The following is a 27000-nucleotide window of genomic DNA, read 5'->3' as shown; positions in this document are numbered from 1 at the left end:
GAGAACCCGTGGGTTTCCTGGATTCCCTGCTCGGCCGGTCCAAGCCGGTCAAGCCCGACCTGGACCAGCTCTTCGGTCTGCCCTCCGCGGCGATCACGCTCCAGGCGGCCGTCGGCTTCACCCCGACCGGTGCGGGCTCGGTGTGCTTCGCCTCCATCGAGGGCGGGGCCTTCGCGCAGGTCCGGCAGGAGGTACGGGCGCTGCTGGACGCGGACTCCGAGCGGGCGGGGGTGCCGGTGGAGTTCAGCCGTGACGACTACGGGTACTCGTGGCTGCTCTCCCGCCGCGCTCCCGACGCCCTGCCGGCGCTGGTGGGCGATCTGCACGCGGTGAACACCGCGCTGCAGGACAGCGGCTTCGGCCCCCAGCTCCTCTGCTCGCTGGTCTCCTTCCGGGACGCCGGGCCGCGCCCCCTGGCGCTGGTCTACCTCTACAAGCGCGGCACCTTCTACCCCTTCGCCCCGCTGCCCGGCGAGAAACGCGACAACCCGCTGGAACTGCAGGTCAGGGCAGTGATCAAGGACGACCTGCGGGTCGAGCGGGACCTGGGCCGCTGGTTCCCGCTGTGGGGCGCCCCCGGCCTGTGAAGGGGCGGCGGCATCATCCGGCCCGTGGAGGTGGCACATGAAAGGAGCCGACTCCCGTCGTGACGACGAGCCGCCCGGAGAGCGGGCGGTGCTGGCGGCGGCCGGGATAGAGAAGTCCTACCGGCGCGGTGTGTGGCCCGCCCGGCGGCGGGTGCGGGTGCTGCAAGGGGTTGACCTGGCGCTCGCCCCCGGCGAGGTGGTCGGTCTGGTCGGGGAGAACGGGTCCGGCAAAAGCACCCTGATGAAGATCCTGGTCGGGGCACTGTCCGCCGACGCCGGCACGGTCACCCGCAGCGGACGGCTGGGCTACTGCCCGCAGGAGCCGGTGGTCTACGAACGCCTCACCTGCGACGAACACTTCGAGCTCTTCGGCCGCGCCTACGGTCTGACCGACCAGGCCGAGCGCCGCGCCCGCCGGGAGCTCTATGAGGCGTTGGGGTTCGAGCGGTATGCCGCCACGCGCACCGACCGCCTGTCCGGCGGCACCCTCTCCAAGCTGAACCTGGGACTGGCACTGCTGGCCGACCCGGAGGTGTTGCTGCTGGACGAGCCGTACGCCGGGTTCGACTTCGACACCTACCTGAGATTCTGGGAGTTGGTCGGCGGACGCCGCCGGGCGGGACGCTCGGTGCTGATCATCAGTCACTTCGTGACCGACGAAGAACGCTTCGACCGCATCATCCGGCTGCGGGACGGACGGGCGGTGCCCCGATGACGACCACGCTGTTCGAACGGCGCTTCCTGGCCGAGGCCGCCCGCACCCCGGTGAACCTGCTGGTGCTCGTCCTGGTACCGGTGGTGTTCGTCGTGGTGGCCGCCCGTCCGCTGGCGGACGCGGCCGAACTGCTCGGCGGCCCCGGCGGACCGGCACTGCAGACCGCCACGGCCGGATGGGCCGCGGGGTTCATCGCCGCGATCGCCATGTACTTCCAGGTGCACGCCGCCCGTGCCGCGGACCGCCGCCTGGTCCTGGCCGGGCTCGCCCCCGCACGGCTGGTGGCAGCCCGTATGACCACCGGCCTGGGCCTGGCGCTGATCGCCACAGCGGCGGCCCTGCTGGCTCTGACGGCGCGGACCGGTATCGGTGACGATCCGGGGCGGGTCCTGGCCGGAACGCTGATGTACGCGGTGATCTACCTGGCGATCGGGGCGCTGGTCGGCACCCTGGTCGGCAGCCCGGTCAACGGCACCGTGCTGGTGCTGTTCGTGTGGATCCTCGACGTGTTCTTCGGACCCGTGCTGCGCACGGCCGACACTCCAGTGACCAGGGCGCTGCCGACGCATTTCGTGACCTTGTGGATGGTGGACCTGCCCTCCCGGCACAGCGGACGCGTCGGGGATCTCGGCTGGGCCCTGGCCTGGGCCGCAATGGCCGTGGTGATCAGCTGGACGGTGATCACCGCCACCGGCCGCACCGCCCGGTCCCGCCACCGCACCCGGCCCGGATCAGCGGCGGAACAGCTCTCCGCCGGGGTGCGGACGGGGCTGCGGGAGGCCGCCCGCAACCGGGTGCTGTGGGCGCTGCTCATCGCCGTACCCGTCGTCTTCGTGCTCCTCGCGGTGGCCACCACCCCCGAGGAGTCCACCACCCTGACCGTGCGCGAAAGCGGCCGCGCCCTCTCCCAGGAAGTGTGGCTGCCCGACGTCCACGGCGGCGTCATGGCCCCGATCGCCATCGCCTCCCTGGCCACGCTGGCCGGGTTGTTCACCGTCCTGGACGCCCGCTCCGGCGACCGGCGCCTGACCCTCGCAGGCTTCCACCCCCTGACGCTGCTCGTCTCCCGCCTGGTCGTCGTCGCCCTCGGCGCGCTGCTGGCGACCGCCGCGTCCCTCGTCGTCACCGCCACCGTCTTCGACGCCCGCCAATGGGGTCCGTACATCGCCGCAAGCGTGCTGATCGCGCTCACCTACGCCCTCATCGGCGTCCTGCTCGGCCCGCTCTTCGGCCGGGTCGGCGGCGTACTCGTCGCCTTTCTGCTGCCCTTCATCGACCTCGGCATCGAACAGAGCCCGATGCTCCGCCCCGCCCCGCCCGACTGGGCCCGCGTCCTGCCCGGCTACGGCGCCGACCGGGTCCTGATCGACGCCGCCCTCACCCCCGCCTTCGACGAAACCGGCCCCCTGCTGATCACCCTCGCCTGGCTGGCCGCCCTCATCACCGCAGCGGCCGTCCTGTTCCGCCGCACCGCCACCGCCCCCCGATGACATCCCGCGCCCAGGGCGGCTTCGCGTCGTCCCCCGGACGAGCCGGCGAGGCGGTCGGCGGTGTCGCCGAGGTACTTCCGGGTGACATGGCGACCAAGGCCGCCATGTCCGGCTCCGGCACCAGCGGCGCCGTCGACGCCCTTGCCCTCGCACGCCCCCGGCCGCCACGCGCCGCGCCCTCGCCTGGGTACGCTGATGCCGCCGGCACGAGGACGAGCACTCCGCCCAGGGGTGCGGACGAGGGGCGACGTGACGAGTGGACCGAGGGCGGCCGGGAGTCTCCTGGCGCGCCTGCTGCTGCTCGGCCTGCTCCTCATCGGCCTCGGTGTCGTCCACACCCTGGCGCATGCCGACGCCCATGACGGTGTCACCGGACACACGACCGCCCGGCATCTCGACCTCGGCCCGGCGGACCCGGCATCCCGCGCCCGGACTCACGGACACGAGCCGGACACGCCCGGCGAAGCCCCGCACCGCACGACTGCCCCTGCCACCGTGGACTCGGACTCCTTGCCCGAGGCCGACTGCTGGGCTTCCGTACCCGCCGGGTCGTGGTCGGTACCGACGGCTCAGCTCGCGGCCGGGACCACGGCCGCCACGCACGCGGCGCCGCCCGCCGCCGGGCTGCTCGGCTTCCGCGCGTACACCTCACCCCACGCGCTGGGAGTCCTGCGGATTTAGAGGGAGGACCCGCACCGACGGCACCACACTGCCTCGGAGCGGTTCACAGTTCCGGTCCGCCGCCCCGCCGAGGGGCCTGCCCGACCGCTCTCCCCCCGTCCGTGTTCTCCGGGCCGCCACCCGGCGCCCTCTGCGCCGTACGGACGTACGGCGTATCGCGCTGCAGCCGGCCCGTGTCGAAGGGTGTCACTGTTCCCATGTCCCAGCACCACCTCGCCGACCCACGCTCGCTGTCGGCACCGCCCTACGCGACCCGCCCCACGTACCCCTCCCGCCAGGCCGCGCAGAACGGCTCGCACTCGGTCGACCGAGACAACACCGCACCCGCGCCGCGCCGCGCGGAACACGAGCCCGCGAACAGGACCGGCGGTCGGCGCGGGCGTCGCCGGGCCCCCAAGCGCACTCCGCTGCTCGGCGACTATCTGGGGTATGCCGCGACCTTCGTCGGAGCCGGGCTGATCAGCGGCGCCATCGTGCACCACCCGCTCGATCCCACCCGCTACACCCTCATCGCCGTCGTAGGCGCCGCTGTCTTCCTCTGCGCCACCGTGCTCAACGAGTTCGTCCTCACCCGCAACCGCCCCGGCCCCGCGAAGGTCTGTGGCGTGGTGGTGGCCTCCCTCGCGCTGTCGTTCGGCATCGGCATGCTCAGCGGCGGTCTGCAGCACTTCGAGGACTTTCCCGAACGGGCGGCGATGCTCATCCCCTTCGGCCTGGCACTCTCCTTCATCGCCTACGTGCTGCGCCACCAGCCCACCCGCTGGCGCAACATCCTCGGTCCGGCCGGGGTCCTGGTGGCGGTGACGGCCGCCGTCGCCTTCGTCGGTCTGCAGGGCATCGCCCAGGAGATGGCCGCACAGCCGGGCGGCGACGGGCACGGCCACAGCCATGGCGAAGAGCCCGCGGCGGAAGCGGAGCCGGAAACGGGCGGGACGGAGGGACATCAGCACGAATCCGGCTCCACTGAGGGAACGTCCGGCGCAACGACGCCCAGTCCTCAGCCGACTCGGGAACCGACGGCGACCGCGCCCACCTCCCAGGAAGCCGCCGAGGGACACGGCGAAGCCGGGCACGGCCACTGACGGTGCGCGGCGTCCTCAGTGCCCTCCGGCGGGGGACACGGGCAGGCGCTCGGTGAACGTGCCGCCGCCGTCGCGGGACTCGTACACCCCGTCCTGTGTGGCGACCAGGACGTGCCGTGCCCCGACGGCGGTCAGGGCCTGGGGCTGCCCGCCCGGAGCGGTGCCCGTCTTCTCCCAGGTGGCGCCGCCGTCGGCGCTGCGGTGCAGACCGCCGCCGAGGTCGACGCCGTACAGGGCTTCGGCGGTGGGCCAGGAGAGGAAGGCCAGGACCCGACCGGAGCCGGCGCCGAAGGTCCGGCCGCCGTCGGTGCTCCTGGCGACGCCGTCCTCCCCGGTCGCCAGCACGACGTCGCGGTCCTCCGGGCTGACCGCGATGTCCAGGGCAGCCAGTTCGGCACGGTTGTCCCAGGTGGTGCGGTCGGTGCTGACGCGCAGGACGCCGCGGGTGCTGTCGTAGCCGTAGACGGTGTCGTGCGCGTACTCCAGGGAGTGGAAGTCGGTCGTGCCGCCCAGGGAGAGGGTCTTCCAGGTCCTGCCCGAGTCGGTGGACCGGATCAGGCCGCGGTTGCCGTGGCCGCCGCCGCCCTCGGCCGGGTGGCCGCTGCCGAGGAAGGTCTTCGGGCCGATGACGGTGAAGCCCATGTAGTCGGCCGTGTCACCGACCCGCTCGGCGGTGCCGTCGTCGGCCACGGCGATCACGCCTTCGTGGGTGGCGACGTACAGGCGCTCGTCGGCCGGGTCGATGCCCAGGCCGTGGACGTGACTGACGGCGAGGCTGCCGGAGCCGTCGGCCGAGGTTGTGCCGGACGAGCCGTCGGAGCCGGGGGAACACGCGGCCAGGCCGGCCGTGAGGACGGCCCCGGTGAGGGCGGCGGCCGCGCGGGAACGAATCTTCATGCTGGGGATCTCTCGGTGAGGCGCGAGGAGGAAGCGGCGAGCAGGACTCGGGGACCGGCGCACGACGCGTCCGCACGGGGGCCGGGCTGCGCGGACGCGGGCCCGGCCCCCCGGTGCGGGTGTCGTCAGCTCTTGCCGAGGAGTTCGTTCATCTCCTCGATCTCGGCGTTCTGCGCGGTGATGATGTCGTCGGCCATCTTCCTGGCCGGCCCGTACCGGCCCTTCTCCTTCTCGGTGGTGGCCATCTCCACGGCACCCTCGTGGTGTTCGACCATCATGGTCAGGAACATCGTGTCGAAGTCCTTGCCGGACGTGTCCATCAGCTGGTCCATGTCCTCGGTGTCCATCATCCCGGGCATGTCGGAGCCGCCGGAGTGGTCCATGCCGTGGTCCATGCCCGGCATGGAGGAGGGCACGTCCTCACCCCACGCCTCCAGCCAGCCGGACATCGTCTCGATCTCCGGGTCCTGGGCCTTCTCGATGCGCGCGGCCAGGTCCTTGACCTCGGCGGAGGACGCCTGGGCGGCGGCCATCCGCGCCATCTGGAGGGCCTGCTGGTGGTGCGGGATCATGCCCTGCGCGAAGTCGACGTCCTGGTCGTTGTGGGCGCCGGCGGTGTCCTCGGCACCGGCCGAGGCCGACGTCTGCGCGGCCGATCCGCTGTCGGACCCGCCGTCGCCGCCGCAGGCGGCGAGGACGAGCGAGGCGGCGACGGCCGTGGCGACGAGGCCGGCGCGACGGATGAGTGAACGAGTGCTGGTCATGCGTGAACTCCTGCGGTGCGGAGGGGGGAGCGCGCCGAAGGGCGCGGGACATGGCTGAGGGCCGTGCACCTGCCGGCCGCGGCGCACGCGGCAGCGGCGGACACGGCGGGGCCTCGTCCTATATCCGCAGGAGTTGCAACTCGGCGAGCGAGGGAGGAGCGCGCCCGCCCTCCGGCCCGGCGGCCATGGACCGCAGGCCGCTCACCGGCGAACCCGCCCGGCCGACGGGATCGGGGAGGAGCGCGGGAAGAGCCGGTCCCGCCCCGACGGCACCGGAGGCACACGTCGGGTCGGCGTGCTGTGCGTGTCCGCCGCCGTCGTCGTGATCACAGACGGACTCGGCACTCATGACCGCCAGGTCCGTGTGCGCGGCGGGGGAGGAGTGATGCCCCGTGGCGGCGGTGGTCCCGCCCGGTGCCAGGCCGTGCATGCCGAACAACCCGACCAGCAGCCCGAGCACCAGCAGCGCCGGCCACCACCTCGGTGGTGAGGGCGCGCGGTGAGACTGCGCACGGACTGTCACGGCGTCCATGGTACGGAAGACCGTCGTCCTCGGCGGACGGGCGGGCGCTCGGTCCCGGACCGGCGACGCGTCCGCGCCGGTCCACCCGCGTCCGATGACGCCGACTGAAACCGGGGCATGTCGAAGGGCCCCACCGCAAGCGGTGGGGCCCTTCGACAACGTGCCCGGTGAGGCACTGGCGGAGGATACGAGATTCGAACTCGTGAGGGGTTGCCCCCAACACGCTTTCCAAGCGTGCGCCCTAGGCCTCTAGGCGAATCCTCCGGTGGGAACATTACATGACCGAGGGGAGTGCTCGCGAACTCGTTCCTCGCCCGCGACATGGGGTAACCTCTGCTTAGCCCCTCACGCGGCGCTATCTGACTGAACTCCCCCAGGGCCGGAAGGCAGCAAGGGTAGGTCGGCTCTGGCGGGTGCGTGGGGGGCGCTTGCGTTCCGGGCGTCCGGTCCGGTTGTCGGTGGGCGCCTATAACCTCGTATGCGTGTCGTCTCTCGCGCTGTACCGCCGTTATCGCCCGGAGTCGTTCGCCGAGGTCATCGGGCAGGAGCATGTCACCGACCCGTTGCAGCAGGCGTTGCGGAACAACCGGGTCAATCACGCGTACCTGTTCAGCGGTCCGCGCGGATGCGGCAAGACGACCAGCGCGCGGATCCTGGCGCGCTGCCTGAACTGCGAGCAGGGCCCGACCCCGACGCCGTGCGGGGAGTGCCAGTCCTGCCGGGACCTCGCGCGCAACGGACCCGGTTCGATCGACGTCATCGAGATCGACGCCGCTTCCCACGGTGGTGTGGACGACGCCCGTGACCTGCGCGAGAAGGCCTTCTTCGGGCCCGCGGGCAGCCGGTACAAGATCTACATCATCGACGAGGCCCACATGGTCACGTCGGCCGGTTTCAACGCGCTGCTCAAGGTCGTCGAGGAGCCCCCGGAGCATCTGAAGTTCATCTTCGCGACCACCGAGCCGGAGAAGGTCATCGGGACCATCCGGTCGCGCACGCACCACTACCCGTTCCGGCTGGTGCCGCCCGGCACGCTGCGGGAGTACCTCGGCGAGGTGTGCGGGAAGGAGGACATCCCGGTCGAGGAGGGCGTGCTGCCGCTCGTCGTGCGGGCCGGCGCCGGGTCCGTGCGTGACTCGATGTCCGTCATGGACCAGCTCCTCGCCGGCGCGGGCGAGGACGGTGTGACGTACGCCATGGCCACCTCCCTGCTGGGGTACACGGACGGCTCGCTGCTCGACTCCGTCGTCGAGGCCTTCGCGACCGGTGACGGCGCCGCCGCCTTCGAGGTCGTCGACCGGGTGATCGAGGGCGGCAACGATCCGCGCAGGTTCGTCGCGGACCTGCTGGAGCGGCTGCGGGACCTCGTCATCCTCGCCGCCGTTCCCGATGCCGCGGAGAAGGGGCTCATCGACGCCCCCGCCGACGTGATCGAGCGGATGCAGGCCCAGGCCGGCACCTTCGGGGCCGCCGAGCTGAGCCGCGCCGCCGACCTCGTCAACCAGGGGCTCACCGAGATGCGCGGCGCCGGCTCGCCGCGCCTCCAGCTCGAGCTGATCTGCGCGCGCGTGCTGCTGCCCGCCGCCTACGGCGACGAGCGCTCGGTCATGGCCCGGCTGGACCGGATCGAGCGCGGGGTGAACTTCTCCGCGGGCGGCGCCGGCGCCGGTGTGCCCGCCGCGGCGTACGTCCCCGGGCCGGAGGTCCACGGGGGAGCGCCGGGGCAGGGCTCCGTCGAGCCGGGAGGCGGCCCCGCCGCCGCCCGGGCCGCGGTACGGGCGCCCGGTCCGGCCCCCGCACCGCCCGCTCCCGTACCGCCCGCTCCCGTGCCGCCGGCCCCTCCCGCCGCGCCGGCTCAGCAGCCCCCGGCGCCCGCCCCGGCGCCGTCCGGCGCTCCGCCCGCGGCCGGCGCCCCCGGTGCCTGGCCCACCGCCGCCTCCGCCGGTGGCGGCCGTCGGCCGGGCGGCTGGCCCACGGCCGCCCCGGCGGGCGGGGCCCAGCCCCCGGCGCCCGCCCCGGCCCCGGCCGGAGCCCCCGCTCCCGCCCCCGCCTCCGCACCTGCCCCCCGGACGGCGTCCGCGCCCCCGGGCGGTGGGGGTGGCGGGCTCGACCCCCGCATGCTCTGGCCGAACATCCTGGAGACGGTCAAGAACCGCCGTCGCTTCACCTGGATCCTGCTCAGCCAGAACGCCCAGGTGACCGGCTTCGACGGCACGACGCTCCAGATCGGCTTCGTGAACGCCGGGGCGCGGGACAACTTCCTCAGCAGCGGCAGCGAGGACGTACTGCGTCAGGCGCTGGCCGAGCAGTTCAACGTGCAGTGGAAGATCGAGGCGGTCGTCGACCCGGCCGGCGGCGGGGGCATGACGGCCCCGGCCCCGGCCGGGCCACCCGTCGGCGGTGGATACGGCGGTGGCGGCGGGTACGGCGCCACCGGTACCGGTGGCGCGGGCGGCCAGCGGCCCCCCGCTCCCCAGACGGGCGCCCCGGCCGCCGCGCCCGCGCGGCCGACGGCGGGCGTCCCGGCGGCCCCCGCGTCCGCCCCGGCCCCGGCTCCCCGCCCGTCCGCCCCGGAACCGCCGCCCCCCGTCTCGCCGGAGGACGACGTTCCCGAGGACGACGACCCCGACCTGGACGAGTCCGCCCTCTCCGGGCAGGAACTGCTCGTCCGCGAGCTGGGCGCGACGGTCGTCGAGGAGCTCACGAACGACTAGGTCTTCGGAGGAACGCACGAACGGCGTCCGCCCACCCCTTCGGAAGCCCGCACAAAGCGAATCCGCCGGCTGCCGTTAGGCTGACCCCGTGAAGGTCCTCGTCATCGGCAGCGGCGCCCGCGAACACGCCCTGTGCCGCTCCCTGTCCCTCGACCCCGACGTCACCGCGCTGCACTGCGCCCCCGGCAACGCCGGCATCGCCGAGGTGGCCGAGCTGCACCAGGTCGACGCCCTCGACGGCGCGGCCGTGTCCGCGCTGGCCACCCGGCTCGGCGCGGACCTCGTGGTGGTCGGCCCGGAGGCGCCCCTCGTCGCCGGTGTCGCCGACGCCGTGCGCGACGCGGGCATCCCGGTCTTCGGCCCGTCCGGGGAGGCCGCGCGGCTCGAGGGCTCCAAGGCCTTCGCGAAGGACGTCATGGCGGGGGCCGGCGTGCCCACCGCCCGCAGTTACGTCTGCACGACGCCCGAGGAGGTCGACGCGGCCCTCAGCGCGTTCGGCGCCCCGTACGTCGTCAAGGACGACGGGCTCGCGGCCGGCAAGGGCGTCGTCGTCACCGACGACGTCGAGGCGGCCCGGGCGCACGCCGGAGGCTGTGAGCGCGTGGTCGTCGAGGAGTTCCTCGACGGCCCCGAGGTGTCCCTCTTCGCGATCACCGACGGCGAGACGGTCGTACCGCTCCAGCCCGCCCAGGACTTCAAGCGCGCGCTGGACGGCGACCAGGGCCCGAACACCGGCGGCATGGGGGCCTACTCCCCGCTGCCGTGGGCCGACCCCAAGCTGGTCGACGAGGTCGTGGAGACGGTGCTCCAGCCGACCGTGGACGAGATGCGGCGCCGTGGCACCCCGTTCTCCGGGCTGCTCTACGCCGGTCTGGCGATCACCTCGCGCGGTGTCCGCGTGATCGAGTTCAACGCCCGCTTCGGCGACCCCGAGACCCAGGTGGTCCTGGCCCGGCTGAAGACCCCGCTGGGCGGTCTGCTGATGGCCGCCGCCACCGGCAACCTCGCCCACCTGGAGCCGACGCGCTGGAGCGACGAGGCCGCGGTCACCGTGGTCGTCGCCTCGCACAACTACCCCGGCACCCCGCGCACGGGCGACCCGATCACCGGCCTGGACGAGGTCGCCGCCCAGGACGCCCCGCACGCGTACGTGCTGCACGCGGGGACGAAGCGGGACGGCGACGCGATCGTCAGCGCGGGCGGGCGCGTGCTGTCCGTCACGGCGACCGGCAAGGACCTCACCGAGGCCCGCGACCGCGCCTACCGCGCGGTGTCCCGCATCGGCCTCGACGGCTCCCGGCACCGTACGGACATCGCGGCGAAGGCGGCGCGGGAGGCGTAGCCGGACGCGCCGGGCCGCCTCCCGGTGCGGATGAACCCCACAGGCCCCGGATCCGTCTCAGGATCCGGGGCCTGACCCTTGCCGTCCGTCGTCCACCTTTCCCCAAAGCCATTCCATCGGGTGAGCGATACGCCATCCGGCTGACGACAGCCGGGGCCCCAACTATGGTGCCGCGCAAGCGTTCCGGCACTTGGCCCATCGGCATTGCGATGTCGGTGGCGGGTGCCACAGTGGGGGAGTGGGCAACGCCGGGACAGCGTCAGGACCGCCGGGAGGGGATGAGGTCGGGCCATGAGCGGAAGCGGAGCGGGGGCGGGCGCGCAGAGCGCGCGGTCGCACGCGCTGGCCGTGCTGCGCGTGCGCAGCCGGGCGCTGGCCGTCGCGCTGCTGCCGGCCGCCGCCGCCGTGATCCTGCTCGTCGGCGGGTCCACCGGCCATCTGCCGGGCGGCGGCTGGGACCTCGTCCGCCGGCTGCTCACGCCGGTCGCGGTGCTGGTCCTGCTCGCCGCCGCCGGTGTCGCCCTGGTCGTCGCGCGGGCCCGGCCCGCCATGAGCCCCACGGTCCCGATCGCCGAGGACGCGGCCCCGGACCTGTACCGGATGGTGCGGGACCTCGCCGACCGGCTCGACGTCCCCGCCCCCTCCGCGATAGCGCTCACCCCGGACTGCGACAGCTGGCTGGAGGACCGCACCCACCCGGCCCACGGCCCTCCGCCCGCCGGGGAGCACGGCGGCGCGTCCGGTGCGGGACGGCCCGCCCGCGGCGGGGCCGCCGCGCCCGTGCTGGTGATCGGCTCCCCGTTCCTGTGGTGGATGCGCGTGGGCGAGCTGCGCGCGGTCCTCGCCCCGGTCGTCGCCGGTACGGGACCGTCGGCGCACCCGGACATAGCCGCCGCCCGGCGCTTCGTGCAAGGGCTGGACGCCGCGGTGGCCGTGACCTCGGCACCCCGCCGGGGACCGGTGGCCCACGGGGTGCTCGCGGGCGTCGGCTGGGTCACCCGCCTGCTGCTGCGCGGCTGCCGGGGGCACGCCGCCGAGATGGAGCGCGGAGTCGCCGCGGCGGCGGCCGAGCGCGCGCAGACCGTGGACTACGGGCTGCGGATCGTCGCCCAGGAGCAGGTGGGTCTGGCGTACGCGGGCTGGGACCGGCTGCTCACCCGGGTCGCGCTGCCGGCCTGGCGGATGGGCCGCTGGCCCTCACGGCTCAACGCCGGGGTGGTGGCGGCGCTGACCGAGCTGTCCCGCCGGGACCGGCTGGCGGAGGGCTTCGCCTCCCGTCTCGGCGAGCGCCCCGCCTGCGACCTGCTGGAAGAGCCCGGCACGGTGGACGAGGCCGCCTCGCTCCTCGCCGCCCGCCTCTTCCACGGCGGGCCCGCACGGACCGGTCCGGACTGGTCCCCGGTCCACTGGGGCGACTATCCGGAGGAGGTCGTCGACCGCAAGTGGCGCACCGACGCCGCCCGCCTCCACCGCGTCCTGGACGCCCTCCGCGTCCCCCCGGCCCCCGGTGAGCCCCCGGCCCCCGACGGTCCCACCCTCTCCCGGGTCCTCGCCCACCTGACGACCTCACCGCCCCCGCCGGCGGAACCCGCCCCGCCCGCCGCGGAGGACGACGAGGACCTGACCGGCGCCACCCCCCGCAGCGCCGCCCTCGCCGCCCGGCTCACCGCCGAGCTGGCCCGTGAGGAGGCCGCCGCGACCTCCGTCCCCGCCCCGCAGGGCACCGACCCCGCGTCGCTCCGGGACGACCGCGCGCTCCCCCTCTTCCCGCTCCGGCCCCCGCGCACCGCCCGTGAGCTGCTCGCCGATCACCTCACGGCGATGGTCTGCTGCGCGGCGATGGACACCGCGGGCGCCGTCCCCGGACTCGACTGGCTCGACGGGCCCACGCTCCTCCTCGGCGGTGCACGGGCCACGGACCTCTCCCCCCGGATCCTGGCCCTCATCGAGGACGGCGACCCCGCGGCCCTCCGGCTGTGGCTGACCCGGCAGGGCATACGGCCCGAGAAGCCCGTACGGCTCGTCTGAGCCGTACTCCCCGCCTCCCGCCCGGAGCTCACCCTTCCGCTTTCGGTCAATTCAAAACGAATGGTGACGGAGTGCGCGCGTCATGTGATGTGCTTGGACCGTTCGCGACCACTGGCAAGAGCGCGCGACATACGACAAGCACATAACTGACGGCAGGCATCATCCGTCAGGCGACTGCCGGACAGCACCACGCACCGCACCGCGACGGGGGCACGAGGGAGGGGAGCGATCATGGGTTCGGAACAGATCCGCCGCTGGGAGTCGGGAGCACGGGCGCACGCCGTGAACGACCCCTTCGGACAGGGCCCCCTCCCGTGGCTGCGCGGCAGCGAGACGTACTTCGGCGACAGCGGCCAGGTCGTCCCCTGGTACGTGGACCCGGATCCGTACGCCGGTCCGGAACGGGCCGCCGTCCGCGTCCCGCGGCAGGGCGGGCCCAGGATCCCCGCCCCCCGCGCCTCCGGCTCGGTCGGGCCCCGCGCCGCCGACGACGTGCGCCGCCAGATCAAGGGCTTCGCCTCCACCGGCGCGGTCGCCCCCGGTGAGTCCATCGACTTCCGCATCACCGTCGACCCGCCCCAGCCGTTCGACGTCGACGTCTACCGCATCGGCCACTACGGCGGCCACGGCGCCACCAAGATCACCTCCAGCCCCCGTCTCTCCGGCATCGTGCAGCCCGCGCCGCTCACCGCCGACCGCACCGTCTCCTGCCACCACTGGTGGCTGTCCTGGCGGTTACCGATCCCGTCGTACTGGAGCGTCGGCGCGTACGTCGCCGTCCTCACCACCGCCGACGGCTACCGCTCGCACATCCCGTTCACCGTCCGCGACAACCGCCCGGCCGACCTCCTCCTGGTCCTGCCCGACGTGACCTGGCAGGCGTACAACCTCTATCCGGAGGACGGCCGCACCGGCGCGAGCCTCTACCACGCCTGGGACGAGCAGGGCCGGCTGCTCGGCGAGGACGACGCCGCCACCACCGTCTCCTTCGACCGCCCGTACGCGGGCGCCGGCCTCCCGCTGCACGTCGGCCACGCCTACGACGTCATCCGCTGGGTCGAGCGCTACGGCTACGACCTCGCCTACGCCGACGCCCGCGACCTGCACGCCGGCCGGATCGACCCCACCCGCTACCGGGGCCTGGTCTTCCCCGGCCACGACGAGTACTGGTCGGTGCCCATGCGCACCGCCGTGGAACACGCCCGTGAGCACGGCACGTCCCTCGTCTTCCTCTCCGCCAACACCATGTACTGGCAGGTGGAGCTCGCTCCCTCCCCGTCCGGCCCCGCCCGCCTGCTGACCTGCCGCAAGCGCCGGGGTCCGGGCAGACCCGCGCTGTGGCGGGAGCAGGACCGCGCCGAGCAGCAGCTGCTCGGCGTCCAGTACGCCGGCCCCGTCCCGCAGCCGCACCCGCTGATCGTCCGCAACGCCGGCCACTGGATGTGGGAGGGGACCGGCGCGCACGAGGGCGACGGCATCGAGGGCATGGTCGCGGCCGAGGCCGACCGCTACCACCCGCGCACCCCGCTGCCCGCGCACGAGGAGCGCGTCCTGCTCGCCCACTCCCCGTACACCGACCGCCGGGGCGTCCGCCGCCACCAGGAGACGTCCCTCTACCGGGCCCCCTCCGGCGCCTGGGTCTTCGCCTCCGGCACCTTCGCCTGGTCCCCGGCCCTGGACCGCCCGGGCCACACCGACCCCCGCGTCCAGCGCGCCACCGCCAACCTCCTGGACCGCATCTGCAAACGCGACTGACCCCGGGCCGCGGCCGTTCGCCCCGTACGGGAGAATCGACGTATTCAGACAGAACCACGGGGAGGAACCGTGTCCGGATTCGTCGAAAAGCCCGAGCCGATCCAGGTTCCGGGTCTGGTGCACCTGCACACCGGCAAGGTGCGCGAGCTGTACCGGAGCGAGGCGGGCGACCTCGTGATGGTCGCCAGCGACCGCATCTCCGCCTACGACTGGGTGCTGCCGACCGAGATCCCCGACAAGGGCCGGATCCTCACCCAGCTCTCCCTGTGGTGGTTCGACCAGCTCGCCGACCTGCTCCCGCACCACGTCCTGAGCACCGGGGTCCCGGCCGGCGCCCCCGCCGACTGGGCGGGCCGCACCCTGGTCTGCAAGTCCCTGAACATGGTCCCGGTGGAGTGCGTGGCCCGCGGCTACCTCACCGGCTCGGGCCTGGTCGAGTACGACGAGTCCCGTACGGTCTGCGGCCTCGCCCTCCCCGAGGGCCTGGTGGACGGCTCCGAACTGCCCGCCCCGATCTTCACCCCGGCCACCAAGGCCGCCGTCGGCGAGCACGACGAGAACGTCTCCTACGAGGAGGTCGCCCGCCAGGTCGGCGCGGAGACCGCCGCCCAGCTGCGCCAGGCGACCCTCGCCGCGTACTCCCGCGCCCGGGACATCGCCCGCGACCGGGGGATCATCCTCGCGGACACCAAGTTCGAGTTCGGCTTCGACGGCGAGCGGCTGGTCATCGCGGACGAGGTGCTCACCCCGGACTCCTCCCGCTTCTGGCCGGCCGAGCAGTGGGAGCCGGGCCGCGCGCAGCCGTCGTACGACAAGCAGTTCGTGCGGGACTGGCTGACCTCCGCCGAGTCGGGCTGGGACCGCCGGAGCGAGCAGCCCCCGCCGCCGCTGCCGGAGCACATCGTGGACGCCACCCGCGCCAAGTACGTGGAGGCGTACGAGCGTCTCACCGGCACCGCCTGGAGCTGAGCGCACGACGAAGGCCCCGGTCGATGACCGGGGCCTTGATCCTGAGCGAACGACGAGGTTCGAACTCGCGACCTCAACCTTGGCAAGGTTGCGCTCTACCAACTGAGCTACGTTCGCATGCGCCGTGGCGCGAGACCCACTATACCCAACCTCGCTCCCGTGCGAGACGGACCGCCGCATGCCGGTTCTCCGCCCCGAGCTTCGAGACGGCCGAGGAGAGGTAGTTCCGCACGGTCCCCTGGGACAGCGCGGCCCGCTCCGCGATCTCCGCCACGGGCGCCCCGTCCGCCGCCAGCTCCAGCACCTCGGCCTCGCGCGCGGTCAGCGGGGAGTCACCGGCGGCGATCGCGTCGGCGGCCAACTCGGGGTCGACGTAACGGTTTCCCGCGTGCACCGTGCGGATGATCTCCGCGAGGCGCTGGGCGCTGACGGTCTTGGGGACGAACCCGCGCACACCCGCCGCGAGCGCCCGCTTCAGATGCCCGGGCCGCCCGTGACCGGTCACGATCAGCACCCGGCAGTCGGGCAGTTCCGCCCGCAGGGATGTGGCGACCTTCACACCGTCCGCGCCGGGCATCTGCAGGTCCAGTACGGCGACGTCGGGAGTGTGCGCCCGGGCCATCGCCAGCGCCTCCGGCCCGGAGGCCGCCTCGGCGACGACCGTCAGATCGTCCTCGAGCGACAGCAGCGCGACGAGCGCGCCCCGGATCAGGTGTTCGTCGTCGGCGAGCAGCAGGCGCAGGGGTCTCGGTGACGTCATGAGGTGACCTCGTTCACGGAGCGGGGGGCGGGCACGGCGGCGGACTGTCCGGCGTCCGACGGCAGCGGGACCTCGGCCGTCAGCCGGAACAGGCCGTCCCCCGCGGGCCCGGCCCGCAGGGTCCCGCCGATCTCCGCCAACCGCTCCCGCAGCCCGACGAGCCCGGACCCCCGGCCCGGGACGGCGCCGTCCGGCGCCCCGTCGTTCTCCACCGTCAGCACCACACGCCCCCGCAGCACCCGCACCCCCACCGTGCACCGCCGCGCGTCCCCGTGCCGCAGGACGTTCGTCGCCGCCTCCCGTACGACCCAGCCGAGGGCGGACTGCACCGGGGCCGGCAGCCCGGCCGTCGGCCCGGTGACCACGCAGTCGATGCCGGCCGCCGTCAGCACGCCCTGGGCGCCGCCGAGCTCACCGGCCAGATCGGCCTCCCGGTAACCGCGCACGACCTCCCGCAGCTCCCGCTGCGTCTCGTGCGCGACGCGCTGCACCTCGACCATCTGCGTCACGGCCTCCGGCCGTTCCCGCTGGGCCAGTTGTACGGCCAGTTCGCTCTTCAGCGCGATCACCGCGAGGTTGCGGCCCATCACGTCGTGCAGGTCCCGCCCGAACCGCAGCCGCTCCTCGGCGACGGCGAGCCGGGCGCGGGTCTCGCGGGCCTCGTCCAGTTGGTAGACGGCGTTGAGCAGCCAGACGGAGAAGAGGTAGGTGAAGGCGAAGAAGCCGCCGCCGGCCAGCACCACCAGGGCGGTGACCAGCGCGACGGCGACGGGCATGCCGAGGGCGAGGGAGACCGCCGCAGTGCCCGCCGCGAAGCCGGTCACACAGGCGGACACCCGCCGCCGGCCGCGGACGCCGATGGCGAGCGCGCCGGTGCCGAAGACCATCACGATCGCGTAGACCCCGCCGGCCGCTCCGTCGACGCTCTCACCGGCGGGTCCGTGCTCGGCGACGAGGAGAGCGGCGACGCCCAGCACGGCGGTGGTGGCACCGAGTCCCCACAGCGTCCGGACGGGCTGCTCACGCCCGCCGCGCAGCCAGTCCAGGGCGCGGGAGGCGGCCACGGCACAGAACACGCTGTGCACGGCCGCCAGGGACATCAGCAGCACCCCCAGCCGCGGTCCCACCCGGCCGATCACCGGACCGCTCGCGCACACGAACTCGATCAGCGCGAACGAGTGGAACGACCACCGCGTGTACGTCTCGACCTTCGCCGGTGTGCTCTTGCGTCCCCACCAGCCGTCCGGCCCGCCCATCTCCCGTGTCTCCCCGCCCTCGCGCACGTCAGTGCCTCGGCTCCCAGCGGAACCACCGCCGTACAGCAAACACCGCCGACAGGGTCCAGGCCACCGCCGTCGTGAGGGCGCCCAGGGCCTCGTAGGCCGACAGGCCGCCGGTCCAGCCGCCGCGCACCAGGGTGACGACCGGGGTCAGCGGCAGCAGTTCGCAGAAGGAGGCCAGCCGGTCGGGGAACAGCTCCAGCGGGACGAACATGCCGGAGCCGAGCATCGAGACGATCGTCAGCGGCATCGGGGTGACCTGCGCGCTCTCGCCGGTCCGGGTGAAACCCGCGGTGACCGCCGCGAGCGCGGCGCACATCACGAGCCCCAACAGCAGGCCCAGGACGGCCAGATGCGGCGCGGACGGCGCGGACATGTCCAGCAGCACCGCACAGGCCGCGGTCAGCACCAGGCACTGCACCAGCCCGGTGAGGACGGCCGGCATCGCGGACCCGCCGAGGATCTCGGCGTCCCGCAGCTCGCCCGTGCGCAGCCGCTTGAGGACGAGTTCCTCGCGGCGGACGACGAAGACGCCGACGAGGGCGGTGTACACGGCGAACAGCAGGGAGAAGCCGACGGCGGCGGGCAGTACGACGGTGCCGGGGGTCAGTCCCGCCCCGGCGAGGTCCATCTCCTCGGCCGCCGACCGCACGCTCAGCGGCAGCACCAGCGGTACGAAGAGCGCGGCGACGAGCGTGCCCTTGCTCCGCCCCAACAGCGTCAGTTCGGCGCGGGCGAGAGAGGTCATCCGGCCCACCGGTGTGGTCGTGGTGGTGCTCATGCCGCGTGCTCCTTCGCCGTCGTCCCCGCCGACGCGTCCTTGGCGATCCCGAGGAACGCCTCCTCAAGGGAGGCCGACCGCACGTCCAGCCGGTGCAGTTCCACCCCGGCGCCCTGCGCCCACACCAGCAGTCCGGTGGCCGCCCGCTGCAGTTCGCGGGTGCGCAGCCGGACGGTCCGGCCGTCGACCGTGTGGTCGCTCACGCCCAGTGCGGCGAGGGGCGGCAGGTCTCCCACGAAGTAGCCCTCGGGCAGTTCGAAGGTGATCCGGGACGGCTCGGCGGCGGTCACCTCGGCCGGGGTGCCGGTGACGGCGATGCGCCCGTCGTGCATGATCGCGAGCCGGTCGGCGAGGTTCTCGGCCTCCTCCAGGTAGTGCGTGGTGAGCAGCACGGTCGTACCGCCGTCGCGCAGCGCGTCCACCAGCTCCCAGGTGTCCCGGCGGCCTTCGGCGTCGAGCCCGGTGGTGGGTTCGTCGAGGAAGAGCACCTCGGGGTCGCCGAGCAGCGCGAGCGCCAGGTCCAGGCGGCGCCGCTGGCCCCCGGAGAGCTGCTTCACCCGGACGCCGGCCTTCGCCTCCAGCCCGACCAGCGCCAGCACCTCCCGCTCGGGGCGGGCCCCGCTGACGCACCCCGCCCACATCCGGGCGGTCTCGGCGACGGTCAACTCGGAGGGGAATCCGCCTTCCTGGAGCATCACGCCGGTGCGGGGCCGTACGACGGCGCGGTCGGTGTACGGATCGTGGCCGAGCACCCGGACCCGCCCGCCGGCCGGAGCGGCGAGCCCCTCCAGCAGTTCGACGGTGGAGGTCTTGCCGGCGCCGTTGGTGCCCAGCAGGGCGAAGACCTCTCCGCGCCGTACGGAGAAGTCGATCCCGCGCACCGCTTCGAACCCGCCCCCGTAGACACGTCGCAGGCCGGTGACCTCAATCACGTGTTCGTGTTCGTCCGCTTCCATGCTCCGAGCATCCCGGCGGCCGGGGCGGCCCGGCAGTGCGGGCTGTCATCACGGGGCATGACAAATGTCAGACGGCCGTGCGCGACGGACACGGCAAAGGCCCCGGTCGATGACCGGGGCCTTGATCCAGAGCGGACGACGAGGCTCGAACTCGCGACCTCAACCTTGGCAAGGTTGCGCTCTACCAACTGAGCTACGTCCGCATTGCCTCCGACCGGCTCTCACCGATCGGCGCTGGCACCAGCCTACCCGATCCCCGAGGGTGATCGGTACGGCGGTGTGGAGCGGGTGACAGGAATTGCACACTGCGCCTTCCCCCTGGAAGGGGGATGTTCTACTACTGAACTACACCCGCAAGTACTCCGTGAGCGGGGCCTTTCGGCCTTGCCCCTCGGCGTGTTCCAGACTCTAGCCGATCAGCGGGGGTGCTGCGCAAGTCGGTTTCCGCGGGGGGCGGGTGACCGGCCTTCGGGGCGGGCCACCCGGCCGGCTCACCGCGCCGCGGCGAACGCCTCGTAGACCTTCTTGGGGATCCGTCCGCGCGCGGGGACGTCCATCTGGTTGGCCTGGGCCCAGGCGCGGACGGCCGCCGGGTCCGGGGCGACCTCCGTCTGCCGGTAGGCCCTGCCGGAGCGTGACCGCTTGCGGCCGGCGTCCACGTAGGGCTCGAGGGCCTGCCGCAGTTTCCTGGCATTGGTCTCGTTGAGGTCGATCTCGTACGACGTGCCGTCCAGTCCGAAGGCGATCGTCTCCGCCGCTTCCGAGCCGTCGATGTCGTCAAAGAGAGTGACCACGACCTTCTGCGCCACGAATATCGGTCCCTTCGTGCGACACCTCTCGTCCGGACGTCCGTGATGACGTGCCGGGACATCGCCGAGATGTCGGCTGTCCGCTGTAATCGGGCAAAGTATCTGCTAATGACAATTCATTTGTACAGTGCCCGGCAATGAAATGTGAAGCCCGACTTAATCCGTCCGCGTGTCCGGGGCGCAATAGGGATGTGCGGGCAAACGGAGATCTTTCCCGGATCTTTTCCTTGGAGTCTCCCCGCGATGCCGAATCGTGATGGCGATCACGTAGATTCCTACAACTCTACCCGCGTAGAAATTTTGTGCGGGTAGTCTGAAGGAACCTGCTCAGCACCACACACCGGGAGTGCCAGTGGCACGCGTCGTAGTCGACGTCATGCTCAAGCCGGAGATCCTCGACCCCCAGGGCCAGGCGGTGCAGCGCGCACTGCCGCGACTGGGTTTCGAAGGGATCTCGGACGTCCGTCAGGGAAAGCGATTCGAACTGGAAGTTGACGGGCCGGTCGACGAGGCCGCGCTCGCCCGTATCCACGATCTTGCGGAATCCTTCCTCGCCAACACCGTGATCGAGGACTTCACCGTGCGGGTCGAGGAAGTCGCGGAGGCCGCGAAGTGACCGCTCGTATTGGCGTCGTCACTTTCCCGGGCAGCCTGGACGACCGGGACACCCAGCGCGCGATCCGCGTCGCCGGCGCCGAACCCGTCGCCCTCTGGCACAAGGACAAGGACCTCAAGCAGGTCGACGCCGTGGTGCTCTGCGGCGGCTTCTCCTACGGCGACTATCTGCGGGCCGGCGCCATCGCGCGCTTCTCGCCGGTGATGGACACCGTCATCGACCAGGCCAGGGCCGGACTCCCCGTCCTCGGCATCTGCAACGGCTTCCAGATCCTCACCGAGGCGCACCTGCTCCCCGGCGGCATGCTGGGCAACGACCACCTGCACTTCATCTGCCGCGACCAGAAGCTGCGGGTGGAGAACGCGGACACCGCCTGGACCGCCGACTACACGGCCGGCCAGGAGATCCACATCCCGCTGAAGAACATGGACGGCCGCTACGTCGCCGACCGGCGGACGCTGGACGAGCTGGAGGCCGAGGGCCGCGTCGCGTTCCGCTACGTGGTCCGCGGCGAAGCCGCTGATGGATGCGGCAACCCCAACGGCTCGCTCAACGACATCGCCGGCATCACCAACGCGGCGGGCAACGTCGTCGGCCTGATGCCGCACCCCGAGCACGCCGTCGAGCCGCTGATCGGTACGGGCCGTACCGACGGCCTGCCGTTCTTCACCTCGATCCTCAAGAAGCTGGTCAACGCATGAGCCGGACGCCTCTGGACACGGTCGAGCACGCGGCCGCGACCCCCGACGTCGAGCTGCCCTGGGCCGAGCTGGGCCTGAAGAAGGACGAGTACGAGCGGGTGGTGGAGATCCTCGGCCGCCGCCCGACCGGCGCCGAACTCGCCATGTACTCCGTCATGTGGTCCGAGCACTGCTCGTACAAGTCCTCCAAGGTCCACCTCCGCCAGTTCGGCGAGAAGGCCCCCGAGAGCGACGCCCTGCTCGTCGGCATCGGCGAGAACGCCGGCGTCGTCGACGTCGGCCAGGGTTACGCGGTCACCTTCAAGGTCGAGTCGCACAACCACCCGTCGTACGTCGAGCCCTACCAGGGCGCGGCCACCGGCGTGGGCGGCATCGTCCGCGACATCATCGCGATGGGCGCCCGCCCGGTCGCCGTCGTGGACCCCCTGCGCTTCGGCGCCGCGGACCACCCGGACACCAAGCGCGTCCTGCCCGGCGTCGTCGCCGGCATCGGCGGCTACGGCAACTGCCTGGGCCTGCCCAACATCGGCGGCGAGGTCGTCTTCGACGCCTGCTACCAGGGCAACCCGCTGGTCAACGCCGGCGCCATCGGCGTCATGCGGCACGAGGACATCCACCTCGCCAAGGCGTCCGGCGCGGGCAACAAGGTCATCCTGTACGGCGCCCGCACCGGCGGCGACGGCATCGGCGGCGCCTCGATCCTGGCGAGCGAGACGTTCGACGACGCCAAGCCCTCCAAGCGCCCCGCCGTCCAGGTCGGCGACCCCTTCCAGGAGAAGCTCCTCATCGAGTGCACCCTGGAGGCGTTCCAGGAGAAGCTGGTCGTCGGCATCCAGGACCTGGGAGCCGCGGGCCTGTCCTGCGCCACCAGCGAGCTGGCCTCCAACGGCTCCGGCGGCATGCGCGTCACCCTGGACGACGTCCCGCTGCGCGACTCCACGCTCTCGCCCGAGGAGATCCTCATGAGCGAGTCGCAGGAGCGCATGTGCGCGGTCGTCGAGCCCGACAAGGTCGACCGCTTCCTCGAGATCTGCGACAAGTGGGACGTCATCGCCACCGTCATCGGCGAGGTGACCGACGGCGACCGCCTGGAGATCTACTGGCACGGCGGCAAGATCGTCGACGTCGACCCGCGCACGGTCGCCCACGAGGGCCCGACGTACGAGCGCCCGTACGCCCGCCCGTCCTGGCAGGACGAGCTGCAGGCGGACGACGCGAACAAGCTGCCGCGTCCGCGGACCTCCGCGGAGCTGAAGGACCAGGTCCTGAAGCTGGTGGGCTCGCCCAACCAGGCCTCCAAGCAGTGGATCACCCAGCAGTACGACCGCTTCGTGCAGGGCAACACCGTCCTCGCCCAGCCCGAGGACTCCGGCATGATCCGCATCGACGAGGCGTCCGGCCTCGGCGTCGCGATCGCCACCGACGGCAACGGCCGCTACGCCAAGCTCGACCCGTACGCGGGCGCGCAGCTGGCCCTCGCGGAGGCGTACCGCAACGTCGCCACGACCGGCGCCAAGCCCCTCGCGGTCTCCGACTGCCTGAACTTCGGCTCGCCCGAGGACCCGGCCGTCATGTGGCAGTTCGCGGAGGCCGTGCGCGGTCTCGCGGACGGCTGCCGGCAGCTCGGCACCCCGGTGACCGGCGGCAACGTCTCGCTCTACAACCAGACGGGTGAGGCGGCCATCCACCCCACGCCCGTGGTGGCCGTGCTGGGCGTCATCGACGACGTGGCCCGCCGCACGCCGGTCGCCTTCCAGGAGGAGGGCCAGCTGCTGTACCTCCTCGGCGACACGCGTGAGGAGTTCGGCGGCTCGGCCTGGTCCCAGGTCGTCCACGACCACCTCGGCGGTCTGCCCCCGAAGGTCGACCTGGAGCGTGAGCGGCTGCTCGCCGAGATCCTGATCTCCGCCTCCCGGGACGGCATGATCGACTCCGCGCACGACCTGTCGGACGGCGGTCTGATCCAGGCCGTGGTCGAGTCGGCGCTGCTCGGGGAGAAGGGCGCGCGCCTGGTCGTACCGGACGGGCTCGACGCCTTCACCTTCCTGTTCTCCGAGTCGGCCGGCCGCGCGATCGTCGCCGTGCCGCGCTCGGAGGAGGTCCGCTTCAACGACATGTGCGGCGCGCGCGGTCTCCCGGCCACCCGCGTCGGCGTCGTCGACGGCGACGCGGTGGAGCTCCAGGGCGAGTTCGCGCTCCCCCTCGCCGAACTGCGCGAGGCCCACGAGGGCACGATCCCGGCGCTGCTGGCCTGATCCTCCCGCCCCCGCGGCACGAAGCCCCCGTCCGGTCCGCCGGCCGGGGGCTTCGGCGCACCCGCCGTCGCCCCGCATAGGCTTCCGCCATGCCACCGGCCAAGAAGCGCGCCCGCTCCTACGACCCCGCCAGGACCCGCGCCGCCGTACTGGCGCAGTTCGGGAACGTACGGGCGGCCGTGCGCACCCTCACCCCCGAGCAGCTCGCGCTGCCGACACGGCTCGGCGACTGGACCGTACGGGAGCTGGTGGCGCACATCGCCATGGCGCTGACCGCCGTGGACCGGCTGCTGGCGGAGCCGGCGCCCGCGCGGCAGGACGGGCGGCCGGCCGACTGGCCGTCGGCCGTCGCCGCCGACGCGGACGCCATCGCCGGCACCGCCCGCCGGCTCGCGGCGGACCACCCCGACCTCGACGCCCACCTCGCGGACGCCGAGCAGCGCTTCACCGCCCGCCTCGACGGGACCCCCGGCGGCCGGCTGCTGCCCACCGGCGCGGGCGCCCTGACCCTGGCCGACTACGTCGTCACCCGCACCGTCGAGCTCGTCGTCCACACCGACGACCTGAACGCCGCCGTGCCCGGCCTCGACGTCCCGTACGACCGTCAGGCCCTGGCCGCCTGCACCCGGCTGCTGGCCGACGCGCTCGCCGTGCGGGCCCCCGGCGGTTCCACGGAGGTGCGGATCCCGCCGTACGCGGTCGTGCAGTGCGTGGAGGGGCCGAGGCACACCCGGGGCACCCCGCCGAACGTCGTCGAGACCGACCCGCTGACCTGGATCCGGCTGGCCGGCGGACGGACGGCCTGGCAGGACGCGGTGGCCGGGGCGCAGGTGAGCGCGAGCGGGGAACGGGCGGACCTCGGACCGTACCTGCCGCTGCTGGGATGAGCCGGGGGAGGAAGGGGAACCGTCCGCTCCCCGCCCCCGTCGAATCGGCATGTACAGGCAGAGGCACAAGCAGCGCATGACGATCCTGACCACCGCCGCCGTGCTCGTCCCGTTCCTGGCGGCCTGCGGCAACGAGGAGCCGCCGGTCACCGGGGTCCGCTGGAGCATCGACAGCCTCACCGTCGACGGCACCACCCACCGCGCCCCCGACGGAGCGCACCTCACCCTCGACGGCGACGGCCGGGCCGAGGGCAGCTACGGCTGCAACACCTTCGGCGCCGGCGCCGCCGTCGACGGCGACCGGATCACGCTCAGCGACACCGCGTCCACCGAGATGGCCTGCGACGACAAGCCCATGGACGCCGAACGGGCCCTCTCCCGCACCCTCGCCGACGGCGCCCTGAGGTCCGAGGTGGACGACGACCGCCTCACCCTCACCACCGGTTCCGGCGACACCGTCCGCCTCAGCAGGGCCGGGGACGCCCCGCTGTACGGCACCAGGTGGACCCTCACCACCCCCGCCGTCGACGGCCGCGCCCACCTGACCTTCGACAAGGAGGGCACCGTCTCCGGCCGCCTCGGCTGCAACCACGTGAACGCCGACGCCACCGTGCGCGACGGCCATATCACCCTCGGGGTGCCGTCCCTGACCCGAATGATGTGCGAAGACTCACTCATGGACGACGAGAGGGCGCTGACGAAGCTGTTCGACGGGACCGCGGACTACCGGATCGAAGGCCGAACCCTCACGCTGACCAGCGAGAACGGCACCAGTGTCCGGGCCGTCGCAGAGCGCTGATCCACGGCCGGGGGCATATCCCGCATTCGGACCAGTGGTCGATCTCGCCTACACTCGGTGGCGTGCCACGTGGTGACGGACGACTCAACCACGACCTGCTCCCCGGCGAGAAGGGCCCCCAGGACGCTTGTGGCGTCTTCGGTGTCTGGGCTCCGGGCGAAGAGGTCGCCAAGCTCACGTACTTCGGGCTCTACGCCCTCCAGCATCGGGGCCAGGAATCCGCGGGTATCGCGGTCAGCAACGGCTCCCAGATCCTCGTCTTCAAGGACATGGGCCTGGTCTCCCAGGTCTTCGACGAGACCTCTCTCGGTTCGCTCCAGGGTCATATCGCGGTCGGACACGCCCGCTACTCGACCACGGGCGCCTCCGTGTGGGAGAACGCCCAGCCGACGTTCCGCGCCACCGCGCACGGATCCATCGCGCTCGGCCACAACGGCAACCTGGTCAACACGGCGCAGCTCGCCGAGATGGTCGCCGAGCTCCCCAAGGAGAACGGCCGCGCCCCCAAGGTGGCGGCCACCAACGACACCGACCTGATCACCGCCCTGCTGGCCGGCCAGCGCGCTGCCGACGGCGAGCCGGTGACCGTGGAGCAGGCCGCGCACGCGGTCCTCCCCAAGGTCAGGGGCGCTTTCAGCCTCGTCTTCATGGACGAGAACACCCTGTACGCGGCCCGCGACCCGCAGGGCATCCGCCCGCTGGTCCTCGGCCGCCTGGAGCGCGGCTGGGTCGTCGCCTCCGAGTCCGCCGCCCTCGACATCTGCGGCGCGAGCTTCGTGCGCGAGATCGAGCCGGGCGAGTTCGTCGCCATCGACCAGAACGGGCTGCGCACCTCCCGGTTCGCGGAAGCGAAGCCCAAGGGCTGTGTCTTCGAGTACGTGTACCTGGCCCGCCCGGACACCGACATCGCCGGCCGGAACGTGTACCTCTCGCGCGTCGAGATGGGCCGCAGGCTCGCGAAGGAAGCCCCCGTCGAGGCCGACCTGGTCATAGCGACCCCGGAGTCCGGCACCCCGGCCGCCATCGGCTACGCGGAGGCGTCCGGCATCCCCTTCGGCGCCGGCCTGGTCAAGAACGCGTACGTCGGACGTACGTTCATCCAGCCCTCGCAGACCATCCGGCAGCTCGGCATCCGCCTGAAGCTGAACCCGCTCAAGGAAGTCATCAAGGGCAAGCGCCTGGTCGTCGTGGACGACTCGATCGTGCGCGGCAACACCCAGCGCGCCCTGGTCCGGATGCTCCGCGAGGCGGGCGCCGCCGAGGTCCACATCCGGATCTCCTCGCCGCCCGTGAAGTGGCCCTGCTTCTTCGGCATCGACTTCGCCACCCGCGCGGAGCTCATCGCCAACGGCATGACGATCGACGAGATCGGCACCTCGCTCGGCGCCGACTCCCTGTCGTACATCTCCATCGACGGCATGATCGAGGCGACCACCATCGCCAAGCCGAACCTGTGCCGCGCCTGCTTCGACGGCGAGTACCCGATGGAGCTGCCCGACCCCGAGCTCCTCGGCAAGCAGCTCCTGGAGACCGAGCTGGCCGCCGGCACCGCCGCCCCGGCCTCGGTCGACGCGATCCGCCGCCCGTAAGCCCTGACGGACGACACGAA

At 72.9% G+C, this 27000-nt stretch carries 24 protein-coding genes, 4 tRNA genes and 1 other RNA gene; 17 read left to right on the top strand and 12 right to left on the bottom strand.

Annotation, left to right across the window (positions count from 1 at the left end; all coding sequences use genetic code 11):
• Positions 1–8: 8 nt before the first annotated feature.
• The 5 genes from ACFY3N_RS07030 to ACFY3N_RS07010 all read left to right on the top strand — a co-directional run bounded on the left by ACFY3N_RS07030 (position 9) and on the right by ACFY3N_RS07010 (position 4555).
• The gene (locus ACFY3N_RS07030) at positions 9–587 is read left to right on the top strand and encodes a hypothetical protein (protein ID WP_390815606.1); all 579 of its coding nucleotides are present in this window, start codon (positions 9–11) and stop codon (positions 585–587) included.
• Positions 588–624: 37 nt separating this feature from the next.
• A complete protein-coding gene (locus ACFY3N_RS07025) occupies positions 625–1302 on the top strand; it encodes an ATP-binding cassette domain-containing protein (RefSeq protein ID WP_390815605.1) in 678 nt (225 codons plus the stop codon).
• Complete coding sequence (locus tag ACFY3N_RS07020) at positions 1299–2792, top strand: ABC transporter permease (protein WP_390815604.1); 1494 nt, start codon at positions 1299–1301, stop codon at positions 2790–2792. Before ACFY3N_RS07025 ends, ACFY3N_RS07020 begins: the two co-directional genes overlap by 4 nt.
• Before the next feature lie 249 nt (positions 2793–3041).
• Positions 3042–3473 carry a hypothetical protein gene (locus ACFY3N_RS07015; RefSeq protein WP_390815603.1) on the top strand — a complete coding sequence of 144 codons (432 nt, stop codon included), beginning with the start codon at positions 3042–3044 and terminating at the stop codon, positions 3471–3473.
• A gap of 197 nt (positions 3474–3670) precedes the next feature.
• A complete protein-coding gene (locus ACFY3N_RS07010) occupies positions 3671–4555 on the top strand; it encodes a hypothetical protein (protein WP_390815602.1) in 885 nt (294 codons plus the stop codon).
• A 15-nt stretch (positions 4556–4570) separates the two neighbouring features.
• Here the strand turns inward: ACFY3N_RS07010 and ACFY3N_RS07005 are convergent, their stop codons facing one another.
• From ACFY3N_RS07005 to ACFY3N_RS06990, 4 genes are all read right to left on the bottom strand, one after another.
• A complete protein-coding gene (locus ACFY3N_RS07005; protein ID WP_390815601.1) occupies positions 4571–5452 on the bottom strand; it encodes a F510_1955 family glycosylhydrolase in 882 nt (293 codons plus the stop codon).
• Positions 5453–5577: 125 nt separating this feature from the next.
• Positions 5578–6216, bottom strand: coding sequence for a DUF305 domain-containing protein (locus tag ACFY3N_RS07000; protein ID WP_390815600.1), 639 nt, complete (start codon positions 6214–6216; stop codon positions 5578–5580).
• A gap of 118 nt (positions 6217–6334) precedes the next feature.
• Positions 6335–6739, bottom strand: a complete 405-nt coding sequence (locus ACFY3N_RS06995) for a DUF6153 family protein (protein ID WP_390815599.1) — start codon at positions 6737–6739, stop codon at positions 6335–6337.
• A gap of 176 nt (positions 6740–6915) precedes the next feature.
• Positions 6916–7003 (bottom strand) — tRNA-Ser (locus ACFY3N_RS06990).
• Between the two features lie 72 nt (positions 7004–7075).
• On the opposite strand from ACFY3N_RS06990, the gene ffs reads away from it, so the two are divergent.
• The 6 genes from ffs (at position 7076) to ACFY3N_RS06960 (ending at position 15547) form a co-directional block, all read left to right on the top strand.
• An RNA gene (gene ffs, locus ACFY3N_RS06985) (signal recognition particle sRNA small type) lies at positions 7076–7174 on the top strand.
• Positions 7175–7221: 47 nt separating this feature from the next.
• The gene (locus ACFY3N_RS06980) at positions 7222–9453 is read left to right on the top strand and encodes a DNA polymerase III subunit gamma and tau (protein ID WP_390815598.1); all 2232 of its coding nucleotides are present in this window, start codon (positions 7222–7224) and stop codon (positions 9451–9453) included.
• A gap of 88 nt (positions 9454–9541) precedes the next feature.
• On the top strand, positions 9542–10795 hold the full coding sequence (purD, locus tag ACFY3N_RS06975; RefSeq protein WP_390815597.1) for a phosphoribosylamine--glycine ligase: 1254 nt from the start codon (positions 9542–9544) through the stop codon (positions 10793–10795).
• A 291-nt stretch (positions 10796–11086) separates the two neighbouring features.
• Complete coding sequence (locus ACFY3N_RS06970) at positions 11087–12823, top strand: hypothetical protein (protein WP_390815596.1); 1737 nt, start codon at positions 11087–11089, stop codon at positions 12821–12823.
• A gap of 231 nt (positions 12824–13054) precedes the next feature.
• Positions 13055–14578, top strand: a complete 1524-nt coding sequence (locus ACFY3N_RS06965) for a N,N-dimethylformamidase beta subunit family domain-containing protein (RefSeq protein WP_390815595.1) — start codon at positions 13055–13057, stop codon at positions 14576–14578.
• A 69-nt stretch (positions 14579–14647) separates the two neighbouring features.
• A complete protein-coding gene (locus tag ACFY3N_RS06960) occupies positions 14648–15547 on the top strand; it encodes a phosphoribosylaminoimidazolesuccinocarboxamide synthase (protein WP_390815594.1) in 900 nt (299 codons plus the stop codon).
• Positions 15548–15591: 44 nt separating this feature from the next.
• On the opposite strand, the gene ACFY3N_RS06955 is transcribed toward ACFY3N_RS06960, so the two are convergent.
• The 8 genes from ACFY3N_RS06955 to ACFY3N_RS06920 all read right to left on the bottom strand — a co-directional run bounded on the left by ACFY3N_RS06955 (position 15592) and on the right by ACFY3N_RS06920 (position 20133).
• A tRNA-Gly gene (locus ACFY3N_RS06955) sits at positions 15592–15664 on the bottom strand.
• Positions 15665–15686: 22 nt separating this feature from the next.
• Positions 15687–16307 (bottom strand): response regulator, encoded by a 621-nt coding sequence (locus tag ACFY3N_RS06950; RefSeq protein ID WP_390815593.1) that lies wholly within the window; start codon positions 16305–16307, stop codon positions 15687–15689.
• Positions 16304–17563 carry a sensor histidine kinase gene (locus ACFY3N_RS06945; RefSeq protein ID WP_390815592.1) on the bottom strand — a complete coding sequence of 420 codons (1260 nt, stop codon included), beginning with the start codon at positions 17561–17563 and terminating at the stop codon, positions 16304–16306. The genes ACFY3N_RS06950 and ACFY3N_RS06945 overlap by 4 nt, the downstream gene beginning before the upstream one ends.
• A 28-nt stretch (positions 17564–17591) precedes the next feature.
• Positions 17592–18368 carry an ABC transporter permease gene (locus ACFY3N_RS06940; protein WP_390815591.1) on the bottom strand — a complete coding sequence of 259 codons (777 nt, stop codon included), beginning with the start codon at positions 18366–18368 and terminating at the stop codon, positions 17592–17594.
• Positions 18365–19324, bottom strand: a complete 960-nt coding sequence (locus tag ACFY3N_RS06935; RefSeq protein WP_390815590.1) for an ABC transporter ATP-binding protein — start codon at positions 19322–19324, stop codon at positions 18365–18367. The genes ACFY3N_RS06940 and ACFY3N_RS06935 overlap by 4 nt, the downstream gene beginning before the upstream one ends.
• Before the next feature lie 130 nt (positions 19325–19454).
• A tRNA-Gly gene (locus tag ACFY3N_RS06930) sits at positions 19455–19527 on the bottom strand.
• Positions 19528–19604: 77 nt separating this feature from the next.
• A tRNA-Gly gene (locus tag ACFY3N_RS06925) sits at positions 19605–19679 on the bottom strand.
• Between the two features lie 136 nt (positions 19680–19815).
• Positions 19816–20133, bottom strand: coding sequence for an Lsr2 family protein (locus tag ACFY3N_RS06920; protein WP_390815589.1), 318 nt, complete (start codon positions 20131–20133; stop codon positions 19816–19818).
• Positions 20134–20485: 352 nt separating this feature from the next.
• Here ACFY3N_RS06920 and purS point away from each other — a divergent pair, with 352 nt between their 5' ends.
• The 6 genes from purS (at position 20486) to purF (ending at position 26980) form a co-directional block, all read left to right on the top strand.
• Positions 20486–20749 carry a phosphoribosylformylglycinamidine synthase subunit PurS gene (gene purS / locus ACFY3N_RS06915; RefSeq protein WP_006133353.1) on the top strand — a complete coding sequence of 88 codons (264 nt, stop codon included), beginning with the start codon at positions 20486–20488 and terminating at the stop codon, positions 20747–20749.
• A complete protein-coding gene (gene purQ / locus ACFY3N_RS06910) occupies positions 20746–21450 on the top strand; it encodes a phosphoribosylformylglycinamidine synthase subunit PurQ (RefSeq protein WP_390815588.1) in 705 nt (234 codons plus the stop codon). Before purS ends, purQ begins: the two co-directional genes overlap by 4 nt.
• On the top strand, positions 21447–23705 hold the full coding sequence (purL, locus tag ACFY3N_RS06905) for a phosphoribosylformylglycinamidine synthase subunit PurL (protein ID WP_390815587.1): 2259 nt from the start codon (positions 21447–21449) through the stop codon (positions 23703–23705). Before purQ ends, purL begins: the two co-directional genes overlap by 4 nt.
• 89 nt (positions 23706–23794) lie before the next feature.
• On the top strand, positions 23795–24592 hold the full coding sequence (locus tag ACFY3N_RS06900) for a sterol carrier family protein (protein ID WP_390815586.1): 798 nt from the start codon (positions 23795–23797) through the stop codon (positions 24590–24592).
• Positions 24593–24641: 49 nt separating this feature from the next.
• Positions 24642–25391, top strand: a complete 750-nt coding sequence (locus ACFY3N_RS06895) for an META domain-containing protein (protein ID WP_390815585.1) — start codon at positions 24642–24644, stop codon at positions 25389–25391.
• 62 nt (positions 25392–25453) lie between these two features.
• Complete coding sequence (purF, locus tag ACFY3N_RS06890) at positions 25454–26980, top strand: amidophosphoribosyltransferase (RefSeq protein ID WP_390815584.1); 1527 nt, start codon at positions 25454–25456, stop codon at positions 26978–26980.
• The last annotated feature ends 20 nt before the right edge of the window (positions 26981–27000 follow it).

Source organism: Streptomyces sp. NPDC000348 (assembly GCF_042898795.1).
Taxonomy (GTDB): Bacteria; Actinomycetota; Actinomycetes; order Streptomycetales; family Streptomycetaceae; genus Streptomyces.
Note: the sequence above shows the minus strand (reverse complement) of the source record. Positions and strands in the feature narration are given on the sequence as shown.